This is a genomic window from Haloarchaeobius baliensis (assembly GCF_052060055.1).
GTDB classification, from domain to species: Archaea; Halobacteriota; Halobacteria; order Halobacteriales; family Natrialbaceae; genus Haloarchaeobius; species Haloarchaeobius baliensis.
Genome location: NZ_JBPPFR010000001.1, coordinates 422,760 through 436,896, shown reverse-complemented (window position 1 = coordinate 436,896; position 14,137 = coordinate 422,760). Strand labels below are relative to the sequence as shown.

The 14,137-nt window shown below is 67.6% G+C and carries 13 protein-coding genes and 1 tRNA gene; 9 read left to right on the top strand and 5 right to left on the bottom strand.

Annotated features, from left to right (window positions below; translation table 11 throughout):
* Positions 1-55: 55 nt before the first annotated feature.
* Entirely contained in the window at positions 56-514 is a 459-nt protein-coding gene (locus ACSG06_RS02170; RefSeq protein WP_440988619.1) for a TRAM domain-containing protein, read from the top strand.
* A 484-nt stretch (positions 515-998) separates the two neighbouring features.
* Complete coding sequence (locus ACSG06_RS02165; protein WP_440988618.1) at positions 999-1,781, top strand: SDR family oxidoreductase; 783 nt, start codon at positions 999-1,001, stop codon at positions 1,779-1,781.
* Position 1,782: 1 nt separating this feature from the next.
* Here the strand turns inward: ACSG06_RS02165 and ACSG06_RS02160 are convergent, their stop codons facing one another.
* Positions 1,783-2,808 carry a mannose-1-phosphate guanylyltransferase gene (locus tag ACSG06_RS02160; protein WP_440988617.1) on the bottom strand — a complete coding sequence of 342 codons (1,026 nt, stop codon included), beginning with the start codon at positions 2,806-2,808 and terminating at the stop codon, positions 1,783-1,785.
* Positions 2,802-3,086 (bottom strand): DUF7091 family protein, encoded by a 285-nt coding sequence (locus tag ACSG06_RS02155; protein WP_440988616.1) that lies wholly within the window; start codon positions 3,084-3,086, stop codon positions 2,802-2,804. The genes ACSG06_RS02160 and ACSG06_RS02155 overlap by 7 nt, the downstream gene beginning before the upstream one ends.
* A gap of 270 nt (positions 3,087-3,356) precedes the next feature.
* Here ACSG06_RS02155 and ACSG06_RS02150 point away from each other — a divergent pair, with 270 nt between their 5' ends.
* The 3 genes from ACSG06_RS02150 (at position 3,357) to ACSG06_RS02140 (ending at position 5,374) form a co-directional block, all read left to right on the top strand.
* Positions 3,357-4,286: a replication factor A gene (locus ACSG06_RS02150; protein ID WP_440988615.1), complete on the top strand. Its 930-nt coding sequence runs from the start codon at positions 3,357-3,359 to the stop codon at positions 4,284-4,286.
* Position 4,287: 1 nt separating this feature from the next.
* Positions 4,288-4,887 carry an RPA family protein gene (locus tag ACSG06_RS02145; RefSeq protein ID WP_440988614.1) on the top strand — a complete coding sequence of 200 codons (600 nt, stop codon included), beginning with the start codon at positions 4,288-4,290 and terminating at the stop codon, positions 4,885-4,887.
* Between the two features lie 73 nt (positions 4,888-4,960).
* Positions 4,961-5,374 carry a DUF8146 domain-containing protein gene (locus tag ACSG06_RS02140; RefSeq protein ID WP_440988613.1) on the top strand — a complete coding sequence of 138 codons (414 nt, stop codon included), beginning with the start codon at positions 4,961-4,963 and terminating at the stop codon, positions 5,372-5,374.
* Here the strand turns inward: ACSG06_RS02140 and ACSG06_RS02135 are convergent, their stop codons facing one another.
* A complete protein-coding gene (locus ACSG06_RS02135) occupies positions 5,375-5,833 on the bottom strand; it encodes a DUF5814 domain-containing protein (protein ID WP_440988612.1) in 459 nt (152 codons plus the stop codon).
* 123 nt (positions 5,834-5,956) lie between these two features.
* Between ACSG06_RS02135 and ACSG06_RS02130 the strand changes: the two genes are divergently transcribed.
* Together ACSG06_RS02130 and ACSG06_RS02125 are read left to right on the top strand one after the other, a co-directional pair.
* Positions 5,957-6,029, top strand: a tRNA-His gene (locus ACSG06_RS02130).
* Positions 6,030-6,182: 153 nt separating this feature from the next.
* Positions 6,183-6,476, top strand: coding sequence for a hypothetical protein (locus ACSG06_RS02125; RefSeq protein ID WP_440988611.1), 294 nt, complete (start codon positions 6,183-6,185; stop codon positions 6,474-6,476).
* 65 nt (positions 6,477-6,541) lie between these two features.
* On the opposite strand, the gene ACSG06_RS02120 is transcribed toward ACSG06_RS02125, so the two are convergent.
* Entirely contained in the window at positions 6,542-9,958 is a 3,417-nt protein-coding gene (locus ACSG06_RS02120; protein WP_440988610.1) for a PKD domain-containing protein, read from the bottom strand.
* A 168-nt stretch (positions 9,959-10,126) separates the two neighbouring features.
* A complete protein-coding gene (locus ACSG06_RS02115) occupies positions 10,127-11,293 on the bottom strand; it encodes a CBS domain-containing protein (protein WP_440988609.1) in 1,167 nt (388 codons plus the stop codon).
* Positions 11,294-11,407: 114 nt separating this feature from the next.
* On the opposite strand from ACSG06_RS02115, the gene ACSG06_RS02110 reads away from it, so the two are divergent.
* Both ACSG06_RS02110 and ACSG06_RS02105 read left to right on the top strand, forming a co-directional pair.
* On the top strand, positions 11,408-11,779 hold the full coding sequence (locus tag ACSG06_RS02110; protein WP_440988608.1) for a cupin domain-containing protein: 372 nt from the start codon (positions 11,408-11,410) through the stop codon (positions 11,777-11,779).
* Positions 11,780-11,846: 67 nt separating this feature from the next.
* The gene (locus tag ACSG06_RS02105) at positions 11,847-13,931 is read left to right on the top strand and encodes a DEAD/DEAH box helicase (RefSeq protein ID WP_440988607.1); all 2,085 of its coding nucleotides are present in this window, start codon (positions 11,847-11,849) and stop codon (positions 13,929-13,931) included.
* Positions 13,932-14,137: the final 206 nt, after the last annotated feature.

Here is a 14,137-nt window from a genome sequence, read left to right as displayed (position 1 = left end):
CGGGGCCGTCCCCCGATGCGCAAGCGTTTAGACGCCCGCCCCGCTACACGGTTCCATGCCGGACTGTCCACTCGCAGACGACTGCCCCAGTTTCCAGGAACGAATCTCGGGGATGGGTTGCAACCACTACGGCGACCGTGGCGGCATGGAGTGGTGCGGCCACTACGACCAGCCCATCTCCGACCTCAAGACCCAGCCCGTCAAGCGCGGCGAGGAGATCGTCGTCGACGTGACCGACATCCACGAGTCCGGTGCCGGCGTCGGCCGCACCGAGGACGGCTTCATCGTCATGGTCGACGGCGTCCTCCCCGACGCACGCGCCAAGGTGAAGATCACCAAGGTCCACAACAACCACGCCCGCGCCGACGAGGTCGAGCGCCTCCCGATGGAGCCCGAGGACGACGACGACGAGGAGAGCGAAGCCGGCGACGGCGAGGGTGAGGACGAGGAGCAGAGCGACCGACCGGCCAAGCGCGAGCGCCTCGGAAGCCGCGACAACTTCTGGGGCAACTGACGGCCGAACGAGCCCGCGTCGGGGCACCTGGACAGTCCACCGACCGGCCTTTTCTGTGTCCGTGATTCTGTTGCTAGCTGCGATTGCGTTCGAGCGGAGCGTGGCGCCGTTGTGACAACCTCGAAGGTTCCTGCTCTCGAAGGTGATTCACCGGACTCGAACAGCCAGAAAGCCCCCGCCTGCTCGGCTCCCGCGGCTCGCTGCGGTCCTCACTCCGTTCCGGTCCTTACTTCACCGGGGGTCGCCGAGCAGGCGGCCCCTTTCAGTCCCACCCGGCAGCGACCGCACCGCACCTCACGCCTCCCCAGCCGATTCGCTCGGTCGCAAGCTCCCTCGCTCATCCCTCGCGCGGATGGCTCGCGGCCTCACTTCGTTCGGCACGCTCGCCAGCCGCGCGCCACCCGGCTAGTCGAACTATCGACGCACCAGAGTCCCGGTTACCGCCGTCCCCAACGCTTAGTCCGCGGCCCACGTCCACCCGTCCATGGACCTGCATCTCGACGGCGACGCGGCACTGGTCACGGCGAGTTCGGCCGGACTCGGGAACGCGAGCGCCCTCGCGCTCGCTCGTGAGGGCGCGAACGTCACCATCTGTGGCCGGGACCCCGACCGGCTGGCCGACGCCGAGGCCGAGTTCGAGGGCCTCGACGGCGACGTGCTCGCGCTGGAGGCCGACATCACCGACCCGAAGGACATCTCGGCGCTCGTCGAGGCGACGGTCGACGAGTTCGGCGGGCTGGACCACGTCGTCACCTCCGCGGGCGGCCCACGCTCGGGACCGTTCCTCGACATGACGGAGAAGGACTTCTACGAGGCGTACGACCTGCTCGTGATGAGCGCGGTCTGGACGGTCAGGGAGGCGTACCCCCACCTCGAAGCCAGCGACGGCGGCAGCTGGACGGCCATCACCTCCACGAGCGTGCAGGAGGCCCTCGACGGGCTGGTGCTCTCGAACGGCGTGCGCCGGGCGGTCGTCGGCATCGCGAAGACCGTCGCCCGGGAGTGGGCCCCGGACGTGCGAGCGAACGTCGTCCTGCCCGCCGCCCACGAGACGAGCCGCATCGAGGAGCTGGTCGAGCAGGGCCTCGAACGCGGCGAGTACAGCACCTACGAGGAGGGCCTCGAGGACTGGGCCGACGGCATCCCGATGGGCCGCATCGGCGACCCCGACGAGCTCGGCGACGTCGTGGCGTTCCTCGCCTCGGATCGGGCGAGCTTCGTGACGGGCGCGTCGGTGCCGGTGGACGGCGGGCGGCTGCGGAGCTGAGTCAGAACAGCCCCTCCTCACGGAGTTCCGAAACGACCTCGCGGACCCGCTGTGCCTCCGATTTCGGTACCACGAGCACCCGGTCGTCGAACGCGGCGACGACGAGGTCCTCCACGCCGACGAGCGAGACGTGCTTGCCGTCGCTCGCGACGACGTTCCCCGACGCGTCGACGGTGAGTCCGTCACCGAGCATCGCGTTCCCCTCTCGCTCCTCGACCCCCAGCCCGGCGTCGGTCAGTCGCTCCAGCGCGTCCCACGCGCCGAGGTCGTCCCAGTCGAAGGCGGCGGGGACGACGTACGCGTCGTCGGTGCGTTCGAGCACAGCGTAGTCCACGCTGACGCTCTCCGCGCGGGCGAAGCCCTCGGCTGCATCCTCCGCCGTGGCGATGGGTTCCAGCGGCGTACCGCGACACTCCCGGAGGAAGGCGTCGGGCGTCCACGCGAAGATGCCGGCGTTCCAGAAACAGCCCGCGTCGACCAGCTCGCGGGCGGTCTCCTCGTCGGGTTTCTCGAGGAAGGAGGCGACGGGCGCGACGCCATCGGCGAGATTGCCATCGCCCTCGAGGCTCCCGCCGGGCTCGATGTAGCCGTAGCCCGTCGCGGCTCTGGTCGGTTCGACGCCCATCGTCACCAGCCCGTCCATCTCGACGGCCACGTCGCAGGCGTGCTCGGCGACGGTCGCGAAGTCGCCGTCGACGTGGTGGTCGCTGGGCACGCAGGCGAGCACGGCGTCGTCGACCTGCTCGCGGATGCGCCGGGCGGCGTAGGCGAGCGCTGGTCCCGTGTCCTTCCCCGCTGGTTCGACAAGCACACCGGCACGGGGGGCGTGCTCCCGGACCGCGTCGGCGTAGCGCTCGCCGGTCAGGACGTACGTCTCGTCGGCGAAGGCGACCCGGTCGACGGTGCGGGCGAGCAGCGAGCCGTCGCCGCCGAAGTCGAGGAACTGCTTCGGGCGGTCGGCCCTGCTGGCGGGGTAGAGCCGGGTGCCCGTGCCGCCGGCGAGCACCAGCGCGACTGTCGTCACCACGTCTCGATGGCCCCCTCGCGGATGTCCTCCAGACAGCCCTGGCAGTCGCGGTTCTCGGCGTCGAAACACGGGGGGACGCCCTGCTCGGAGAGCATGACCGCGCGCTTGTCGGCGTGGCGGCGGCAGACGATCTTCGCGCGGCCGTGCTCGTCGGCCGGGAGCCGGTTCACCGTGCGGCCCGTGGTGAACTGTTCGCGGGACTGCTCGTACTGCCGGCCGGCCGAGCGGATGGCCCGGCGGATGTAGCCGCCGATACCGCGCTCGGGGTCGTCGCTCATCGGGACCACCGCCTGACGGTGGGCGTTCGGCTGCGGGGTCGGCGCGGACCCGTTGACATGACCGACCGTAACGTGGCGGGCCACAAAGTCGCGTCGGTCGTCCACCTCCGCCCACCCCCAACCGCCGGATACCGACGTTCGCGGGCTGGATACCGTCGTTTCGTACCCAGTCGCCGGTTTCACTTTCACCCCGCTTGGGACAGTTTAAATACCATCGCGCCCCAACGTCGATACGTCTCCCACTGAACACACGCGGAGACAGAGCCAACCATGACCGATGTGCGACAGCACGCCGAAGACCTACACGAACAGTTCTCCGGACACGCGGACGTGTCCGTCGACGAAATCGAGGAGCGACTGGAACGGCTGGTCGACGAGTTCAAGGTGCCGATGGACGAGGCAAAGCGCAGCGTCCGGAGCCACTACGTCGACGAGACCGGTGTCGACCGCGACGAGCTCGCGGGCGGCTCCAGCGACGAGGTACAGCTGGGCGACATCGACCAGGACGAGCAGTGGGTCGACCTGACGGTGAAGGTCACCCAGCTCTGGGAGCCGCGCTCGGACGCCATCGCCCAGGTCGGGCTGGTCGGCGACGAGTCCGGCACCAAGAAGTTCGTCTCGTTCACCACCTCCGAACTCCCCGAGCTGGAGGAGGGCAAGGTGTACCGCCTCTCGAACGTCGTCACCGACGAGTACGAGGGCCAGTACTCCGTGAAGCTCAACCGGACCACGACCATCGAGGAGCTCGACGAGGACATCGAGGTCGGCGACGACGACGTCACCATCGAGGGCGCGCTCGTCGACATCCAGTCCGGGTCCGGCCTCATCAAGCGCTGTCCGGAGGAGGACTGTACGCGCGTCCTGCAGAACGGGCGCTGTGCGGAACACGGCGAGGTCGAGGGCACCTTCGACCTGCGCATCAAGGCGGTGATCGACGACGGCGTCGACGCCCACGAGGTCATCTTCAACGAGGCCGCGACGGAGGACGTCGCGGACATCTCGCTGGAGGAGGCCAAGGACATGGCGATGGACGCACTCGACACGACCGTCGTCGCCGACGAGATCCGCGACGAGGTCATGGGAGTGTACTACCGCGTGACGGGCCCGACGTTCGGCCGCTACGTGCTGGCCGACGACGTCGAGGAACTGACCGAGCGTCCGGACACCGAGGCGACGCTCATCCGAGCGAGGTCGATGTGATATGAGCCAGGCACCCACCCGCGAGGTCGCAAAGCGCGTCTTCGCACGCGAGTTCAACGACGCGACGTACACGTTCAAGGAGTCCGACGAGGAACGCGCCCCGAACTTCGCGCTCCTGCCGACGGGCGACCGCGCGAACCGCGTGTTCGTCGTCGGCACCCTCACCGAGACCGAGGACATCGGCGAGGACTCCGAGTACTGGCGCGGCCGCGTGGTCGACCCCACGGGGACGTTCTTCATCTACGCCGGGCAGTACCAGCCCGAGGCGGCGGCGTTCCTCCGCGATACGGAGCCGCCGGCGTACGTCTCGGTCGTCGGCAAGCCCCGGACGTTCGAGACCGACGACGGCAGCATCAACGTCTCGCTCCGGCCCGAGTCCATCACCGCCGTCGACGAGGCGACGCGTGACCGCTGGGTCGTCGAGACGGCCGACCGCACGCTCGACCGCATCGAGGCGTTCGACGGCGACACCAACGAGTACGCCGCGATGGCGACCGAGCGCTACGACGCGAGCCTGCTCGACAGCTACCGCGAGGAGGTCCTGACCGCGCTGGAGAGCCTCGACGGCGTCGCCGACGAGGAGCCGGAAGCGACCGCGTAGCCGACCGAACCACGACTTTTCGCGCCGAGCGTCTGACGAACGTTCAAGTGCCTGTGTGACAGTTATGGGTAGCATGGGCAACAAGAACAAGACGGTCTCGTTCCGCGTCAACGAGGACGCGTTCGAGACGCTGCAGGAGATCGCCGAGGAGCGCGACCTCTCGCTGTCGGCGGTGTTCCGCGACTACGTCGACATGCTCGTCGCCCACGACGGGCAGGTCGCGGTGCTGCCGGAGCACGAGGCCCCCGAGGAGGCACCGGTGGACGAGGCGTGGCCGCCGAAGGTCGAGGTCCCCAGGAGCTTCGTGCGCGAACACGAACGCCTCGAGCTCGAGGCCGAGCACCTGCGCGAGCAGCTCGACGAGTACAAGCAGTACGTCACCTACCTCCGCGAGCGCGTCGACGACGAGGACGACGAGGACGTCATCCACCTCGAAGAACTCGATGGGCCCGATGAAGACGACGACGAGCCGTACCAGCTCGGGTAGTCAGCCCGACAGCGTCTCCTTCTCTCGTTTCGCCGCCTTCCGGGCCTCCTCGTTGCCCTCGACGCGGGTCAGCTCCTCCATCGCCTCCAGCGTGCGGACCGAGTCGTCGAGGAACGAGAGCACGTCGCCCTCGTAGGCGTACACCATGTAGTCGTCGCCCATCACGTCGACGATGGCCGACGGTCGAAGTCCCTGCGCCCGGAGCTCCAGCAGGTACCGGACGAACTTCTCCTCGGGGTGGCCACAGTACGGACTGTTGTCGCAGCCGCAGTCCATGAAGTCCTTCGAGAAGTCGAGGATGCGCTCGCGCGTCGTCTCGTCGAGCTTCTCCAGGGCCTCACCACCGTTGAACAGCATGTCCAGCGTCGCGCCCTTGAACACGCCCTTCGGGATGTTCGTGTCGAGCTGGGAGCTCAGCTGCCGGTGGTTCTTGACGTAGATCTTGTCCGTGATGGCCACGCTTGGGCATCGATAGCGTCGTGAGGGGCAAAAGCGTCGCGGTTCCGACTGTGACACCGCATGACGGAGCCCCCTCCGAGTCGTAACGTATTTGAGTTCGACCCGGGTATGTCCTGGTACGTGTCCGGGTTGGGGTAGTGGACTATCCTTCAGCCTTGTGGAGGCTGAGACGCGGGTTCAATTCTCGCACCTGGACCTTCTCGCGACGAACGGACGTGAGGAGCGGCAGGTCCGTCGAAGCGAATCGAACCAGGGAGCAGCCGAGCCCGCGAGACTGCGAGCGAGGTCCGATTCTCGCGCCCGGATCACCAGGGAACAGAACTACAGGCAATCGCCCGAAAGGGAGAGCATGGCGCTCGGTTCCCTCCCACGGCCGAATCGCTACGCGGTCGTGCTCGTCACCGGTCTGGCCCTCGCCATCGCGCTGTTCGTCTACGAGGGCGAGGCACACCGCGGCTACGCCGCCCTGTCGTTCGCCGTCGCTTTGCTCTGCATCGGCGTCCAGATGAACCGGGCGAAAACGGAGCACGAGGCGAACGCCCGGCCCGAACAGCTGACGCCAGCGGAGCGACGGAAGAAGCGAAAACGCCAAGATCGGGAGAAGAAGGCGAAGACGCACGAGGGCGGCAGCGACTGTGCCTGACGGATCGACCGGTCGTACGGACAGCGCCGGGTCTGCCAGACGTACGATGCCGTCGCGCCGTGCTCTCAGCCCCGCCGCACCCGAAGCGCGACCGCACTGAGCAGTGCGACGAGCGCAGCGAGCGCACCGAACCCGGGTGAGCCGCCGTCGGCGCTCCCGCCGGAGTCGTCGTCATCAGCCGGTGGCTCGGTGTCCGCGGCGGTCGTCGGTTCCGGAGTGTCGGTCGACTCCTGTGCGGCGGTGGTGTCCGGAGCCGCCGTCGTCCCGTCCGCGGTCGGCGTCGGCGTTGCCGTCGGGGTCGCGGTCATCGTTACCGTCGTAGTCGGCGTCGCGGTCGGCGTGGCCGTCGGCGTCGCAGTCGGCGTGGCCGTCGGCGTCGGCGTACTGGTCGAGGTCGAGCCGCCGGAGCCGCCGGAGCGGCTGGTGACGCTCACGGACACGGTGTCGGTATCCGAGTTGCCGGCAGCGTCGGTGACCCGGAGCGTGACGACGTACGTCCCGCTCGACGAGAACGCGTGCGAGGCGGTCTGGCCCGAGCCCTCGTAGGTGCCGTCGCCGTCCCAGTCCCACTCGTAGCTGGAGATGCCGACGTTGTCGGCGGAGGCCGAGGCGTCGAAGGAGACGCTCTGGCCGACCGAGGCGGACGTGTCGGAGCCAGCGTCGGCGGTCGGTGCGGTGGTGTCGCTACCGCCGCCACCGCCGCCGTTGGTCTTCACCGCGACCGTGCCGGACGAGTAGTGGATGTCGGTCTCGACCCACCAGCCGTCGTTCGTCTGGATGACGTCGATGGTCTGGGAGCCGTTGAAGTCGGCGGTCAGGTCCGACGGATCGGTGACGCCCCAGTCGTTCAGCACTGCGTTCGGCAGGAAGGCGTCGTAGAATCCCTGGTTCGTGGTCGTTCCATCGGTCTGGAAGTGCGGCGCCGCGACGTACAGCGAGAGGTTCGACTGACCGTTCTGCTCGCTGTACTGCGGACTGCCGAACGTCTGGGCGTCGGTCGCGAGCACAGTACCGTTGAACCGGTCCTGACGCGCGCTGGACATGAACTGGAGCGGCGTGATGGCCATCCCGACGTTGGCGTTCCGGTGATCGGTGGCGTTGTGCGTCCCGTCCCAGACCTGCGGCGAGGGGAACCGGTAGTTCGTGTCGACCGGCCGCGTGTAGATGGTCACGTCGGTCGCCGAGCCGTTGGGCGAGACGGACCAGTTCGTCACGTTCCCCGCGCCCAGCAGCAGGCGGGGCGTGAAGTCCTCGACGGTGAGGTCGATGCGGATGAGCGACGTGCGGTCGAGGCCGATCTCCTGGAGCTCGTAGCTCCCACTGGAGGCGTTGGTGCGCAGGTTCAGCTGGAGCATCGGCTGGCTGTCGACGTAGCCCTCGACGTGCAGCGAGCCGCTCTGGATGCCGGTGCCGCTGACGACCGTCGCTGACTTCGCGATGACGCGGGTCCCGGCGGTCACCGTGATCGGCGTCTCGTTGTTCATCGTGACCGTGTGCGAGCCCGCGGCGTACTGGTGCTGGCTGAGGACGACGCTCTGGTTCACCGCGACCGAGCTCCCCGGCCCGACGAGGACGGTCGTGGTGTTGGCCGTCTGACCGCTGTCGTCGAAGTAGCTGCTCACCCGGACGGTCTGGCTGGCCTCGCCGGTGTTCGTGACGGTCGCGTTCGCGTAGAACGAGTCGCCGAGGTACGGCGTCGTCGTCGACACGCCGTCGAAGGAGATGCTGATGCCGGAGGAGAGCACGTCCATCCGGCCGGGGTCGGTGAGCATCGCCCAACCGGCCGCGTCGTCGACGACCTGGGCCTCGACCCGGAAGTCACCGGCCTCGTCGGTCGCGGGCACCGTCAGTTCGACGGTGCCGTTGGCCGCGGTCACCGAGTTGTTGTACGCGACGACGTCGCCGCTCGAACCGACGAGCGTGAGGTTCGCGTTCGCGGGGGCGACCTGGTCCGTGAGGTTGTACGCGACGGTCACGTTCGTCGGCGTGCGCGTGTCGATGGTCGCGTTCCCGACCTGGACGTTGAAGTACGAGGGCACGGAGACGGATTCGCTCGAGACCGCGTCGACGGTCATCGACGAGGTGTCCGTGGTCAGGGCGGTGTTGTTCGAGGTGTTGTACAGCTGGATGCTCGCGGTGAAGTCGCTCGAGACGGTGCCGGAGGGGACGGTGACGAGTGCGGTCCCGTTGTCCACCGACAGCGAGGTGTTCGATGCGACGAGCGAGGGGCCGGACTGGTCGATGATCCGCACGCCGAGGTCGCCGACGGCGGTCCCGCTCCCGGACGCGTTGTAGCTGACCGACAGCGGCGTGTCGGCGTTCGAAACCAGCACCGTGCTGGACTGGTTGACGTACGGCGCGGCCGGGAGCGAGCCGCCGCCACCACCACCGCCACCGCCACCACAGCCGTCCGCGTTGGTGACAGTGTAGGATGCGGTGTTGCTGGCGAGCATGGTGTTGTTGCTCGTGTTGACCAGTTGGGCGACGACGCTCGTGTCTGCGGTCATCGCGCAGATGGAGAGGTCGATGTCGGCGACTCCCTTGGCGGTCGTGAGCGAGTCGTTGCGCGCGATCTCGCTGTTGTCCGACGAGTTCAGGAGGACGATAGCGAGGTCGTCCGTCGGGGCGATGCCGGTCGCGTTGTACGTCGCGGTGACCGTGCTCGACGAACTCACGTCGACCGTGGTGTCACCAACGGAGACGAGCGGAGCAGGGGGGAGACCGCCGCCACCGCCGCCGACCGAGATGGTGTTCGTCGAGACGTCGTTGACGCGGACCTGATGGGTCCCCGAGACGTAGATGGCGCCCGAGAGTTCGACGTGCGTCGTCTCACCGGCGGCGACCCGGACGGTCGTACTGTTCAGCCGGGCACCGGCCGAGGGGACGAACGCGTCGACGGTGATGTTCTCGGCTGCGCCTGTCGGATTGTTCACGGTCGTGTTCACGGTGAACGTCTCACCCGTCGTGACCGACCCCGAGGAGAGCGTGCTCCCGACGACCGAGACGTTGCTCGGGACCGAGAGGACCGCCGTGTCGGTGGCGACGGTGTTGGTGGTCGACTGGTTCTGCATCGAGATACCGAGCGTGACGTTCCCACCCTCGAACGTCTCCGCAGGGATGGACAACGAGAGGACGCCCTCCGAGCCAGCGCTGCCGAGGGTCTCGTTGACATTCATCGATTTCATACTGTCGTTCACAAACGCCGAGTAGTGCCCCGGACCGGTGACGTAGATGGCGGCGTCACTGGCCGAGATATTGTTCGTGAAGTTGTACGCCAGCTCGACGGTCGAGTGCGTACTGTTGTCGATACTCGTGTTCGCGATGTTGACGTACGGTGCGGACTGACTCGGTGCCAGCGTCGTCATCGAGTCTGCCGTCGTCGCGGTCGACCCACCGACGCCGGCCAGCGCCGGCGAGGCGGTCGACAGCACGACGACGGTGACGACGAACATCGTCAGCCAGACCGTTCGGTCCCCTGCCATGCAATGCTGTATCAGTGAACCACTTGTAACAATTATGGCCCATATGATACGTCGAAACAGCACTTAACTCGAAAGCCGTTTCTGCCCACAGAAACCCTATAATTGTATTGTACCGGAAGCTGGCCAAAAATATGAACACCGAGTCCGCCAGCACGTATTAGAACGCGTTCATGTCTCCCGGGCAGGTGTCCGCCGGCTCGGCTCGACCGACCCGGTCTCCTGGACCACGTCGAAGGCGGTCATCAGGTCGGACCGCGAGATGAGGCCGACGAGGTCGTCGCCACGGACGACGAGCAGGCGTCCGACGCGCTCAGACTGCATGGTCTGAAGCGCCTCCATCGCGTCGGCATGGGGGCCGATGGTGTGGAGCTCCCGCGTCATGATCTCCTCGACGGTGTAGGCGTCGCGCTCGACGGGTTTGACGTCGCGAGCGTCCTCCAGGGTGACGAGCCCGACGAGGTTCCCGCCGTCGTCCATCACCGGGTAGCCGGTGTGGCGCTCGGTGAACATCCGCGACATCAGCTCCGAGATGCTGGTGTCGGGCGTGACGGTGTGCAGGTCGGGGCCGGGCGTCATCACGTCACGTACCGTCACACCCTCGAAGGCGGCCTTCATCACGACCTGCTGGGCCTCCGAGGACGCACCGATGTAGATGAAGAAGGCGATACCGATGAGCAGCCACTGGAGGTTGAGCAGGCCGAACAGGCCGAGCAGGAGCGCGAACACCTTCCCGACCTCGGCGGCCATCTGGGTCGCCTTCGCGTACGGTCGGGTGCGGGCCAGCAGCGCCCGCAGGACCCGCCCGCCGTCCATCGGGAAGCCCGGCAGCATGTTGAACAGCGCGAGCGCGACGTTCATCAGCGCGAGGTAGCCCAGCACGAACCGGGCCGACGGCAGGCCCGTGGGCACGACGAGGAACGCGCCGTAGGAGATGGCCCCGATGGCGATCGAGACGACCGGCCCGGCGATGGCGATCTGGAGCTCCTGCTTCCAGTCCTCGGGCATCTCCGAGAGCGAGGCGATGCCGCCGAATATCCAGAGCGTGATGGAGTCGATGGGGAAGCCGTAGCGCATCGCGACGACGCTGTGGCCGAGCTCGTGGAGCACGACGCCGACGAACAGGCCGATGGCGACCGCGAACCCGAGCACCCACGGCATCCAGCCGGCCACCAGCGGGTCGACCGGCAGGTTCGCCCCCATCGTCTGGTTGAGCAGGTCCGTCACCGAGCCCACCTGCTGCTGGATGAGGAACGCAAAGAGCGGTAGCACCAGCAGGAACGTCAGGTCCAGCTTGATGGGGATGCCGAACACCGACCCGATCCTGAAGCTTCGCATGCTATCGAGTAGCCGCCGACCACTCTTAAATTGGGGGACGATAGCAGTCGACCCGGTGGGGAACGACCGGGTCGGTCGGTACCCGTTAAGTGCCCCACCGCCCTACCCTCGCGCATGTCCGACCCGAAACCGGTCATCCGCCGTAGCGACGCCGTCGAATACGAGCCAGTCGACGCCGCCGACGGGCTGTCGAAGGGCGTGCTCGTCGACGAAAGCGACGGCGCACCGAACTTCGCCATCCGGCGGTTCACCCTCGACCCGGGTGCGGAGGTCCCGAAGCACACGAACGCCGTCGAGCACGAGCAGTACGTCCTCGAGGGTGAGTACGTGGTCGGCATCGGGGACGAGGAGCACACCGTCTCGGCCGGCGACTCGCTGCTCATCCCGGCGGGCGTCGTCCACTGGTACCGCAACGAGGGCGACGTACAGGGCGCGTTCCTCTGTGCGGTGCCCAACGGCGACGACGAGATACAGCTGCAGGAGTGACCGACGCCGACGAGGTCCCCGAAGAAGTTCCGAACCCCTGAAATACCCCGCTCTCGTACCGAATCGCGTGTCACGACAGGTCCAGCGCGTCGACACCCTGTTCCTCCACGAGGCCGGCAGGAACTACCTCGCGGTCGTCGAGCGCGACGGCGAGCGCGTCTTCCGTGCGAAGCTCGAGCTCAAGGAGACGAGCGCCGGCCCCCGACCCGGGAAGTTCCGGCTCGTCCGCGACTCCAGCGAGGAGCCACGCAGCCCCGAGGAGTTCGTCGAGATCGCACGCCGCGCGGAGCGAATCCGTATCTCCGAGCAGACCTCGACCCGGGCCCGCGAGGAGCTGCAGGCGATGCTCGACGGCTACCAGCTCGACGCGAAGGTCGTCCGGACCTGTCGCTACTGCGCCTCCGCCGGTCGGTACTCGCCAATCACGACCGACACCGCCGTCAAGGACGGCACGGACTGGATCTGCACCGACTGCGCCCGCCGCGAGCTGGAGAAGGAGCTGGCCTACCACGGCGAGTTCACCAGCGACGCGAAGGAACGACTGGAGGACCTGCTCCTCGACGTGCAGGACCTCGAACGCATCAGCAACCTGCTCAAGGGCGAGCTCGACCCCGACCTGACGAAGTTCGACGAGATATCGGCGACGACGGACGACATCGACCTCGTCCCGGTCGACGGGCTCGACCTCCACCCGGAGCTGCAGGGCCTGCTCGAACAGCGGTTCGACACCCTGCTGCCCGTGCAGAGCCTCGCCGTCGAGAACGGCCTGTTCGGCGAGCGCACCGGCGACGGCCCCCGGGGCATGGGCGACGACCAGCTCGTCGTCAGCGCGACGGCGACCGGGAAGACGCTCGTCGGCGAGCTCGCCGGTCTCCAGAACGTCCTCGACGGGAAGGGGAAGATGCTCTTCCTCGTCCCCCTGGTCGCGCTCGCCAACCAGAAGCACGAGGACTTCGCGGACGAGTACGGCGACCTCGTCGACGTCACCATCCGGGTCGGAGCGAGCCGCGTCAACGACTCCGGCTCGCGGTTCGACCCCTCCGCCGACGTCATCGTCGGTACCTACGAGGGCATCGACCACGCGCTCCGCACCGGGAAGGACCTCGGCGACATCGGCACCGTCGTCATCGACGAGGTCCACACGCTCAAGGAGGAGGGCCGCGGCCACCGCCTCGACGGGCTCATCTCGCGGCTGAAGCACTACAGCCAGCAGCGCCAGAAACAACGGTCGGGCTACGACGGCGCGCAGTGGGTCTACCTCTCTGCCACCGTCGGCAACCCCGCCGAACTCGGCCGCGCGCTCGAGGCGAAGCTCATCGAGTTCGAGGAGCGTCCCGTCCCCATCGAGCGCCACGTCACCTTCGCCGACGGCCGCGAGAAACCACGCATCATCAACCGGCTCGTCAAGCGCGAGTTCGACCGCGAGTCCTCGAAGGGCTACCGCGGCCAGACCATCGTCTTCACCAACTCGCGGCGGCGCTGCCACGAGATCTCCCGCAAGCTGGAGTACAGCGCGGCCCCCTACCACGCCGGCCTGGACTACGGCCGCCGGAAGAAGGTCGAGCGCATGTTCGGCGACCAGGAGCTCTCGGCGGTCGTCACCACGGCCGCCCTCGCGGCGGGGGTCGACTTCCCCGCCTCGCAGGTCATCTTCGACTCGCTCGCTATGGGCATCGAGTGGCTCTCCGTCCAGGAGTTCAGCCAGATGCTCGGGCGCGCCGGCCGCCCCGACTACCACGACCGCGGGAAGGTGTACATGCTCGTCGAGCCCGAGTGCACCTACCACAACTCCATGGAGATGTCCGAGGACGAGGTCGCGTTCAAGCTCCTCAAGGGCGAGATGGAGCCCGTCATCACCCGCTACGACGAGGACGCAGCCGTCGAGGAGACCCTGGCGAACGTCGCCGTCGCCGGCAAGTCCGCGAAGGCGCTCAACGACCGCATGATCGGCGACATCCCCACGAAGCACGCCATCGGCAAGCTGCTGGAGTACGGCTTCATCGACGGCTTCGAGCCCACGCCGCTGGGTCGTGTCGTGTGCCAGCACTTCCTGACGCCGGGCGACGCGTTCGCCATCATCGACGGCATCCGCAAGGAGAAGCACCCGTATCAGGTGGTTGCCGACCTGGAGCTTCGGGAGACCGAGCTGTGACGCTGTGTTTCTGATTTCTGGTTGAATGTCTGGCTAGCGCTGCGGGTTCGGGTGAGGTGTAGCGACATCGCTTACTCAGCCAGGTGGCGCGCGGCTGTCTCGGAATCGCTTGCGATTCCGATGGCCAGTGAGAGCTCGCTCTCACCCTGGCGAACGTGCCGAGCGCAGCGAGGTCTCCGCGAGCGTGCGAGCGGAGGGCAGCGAGA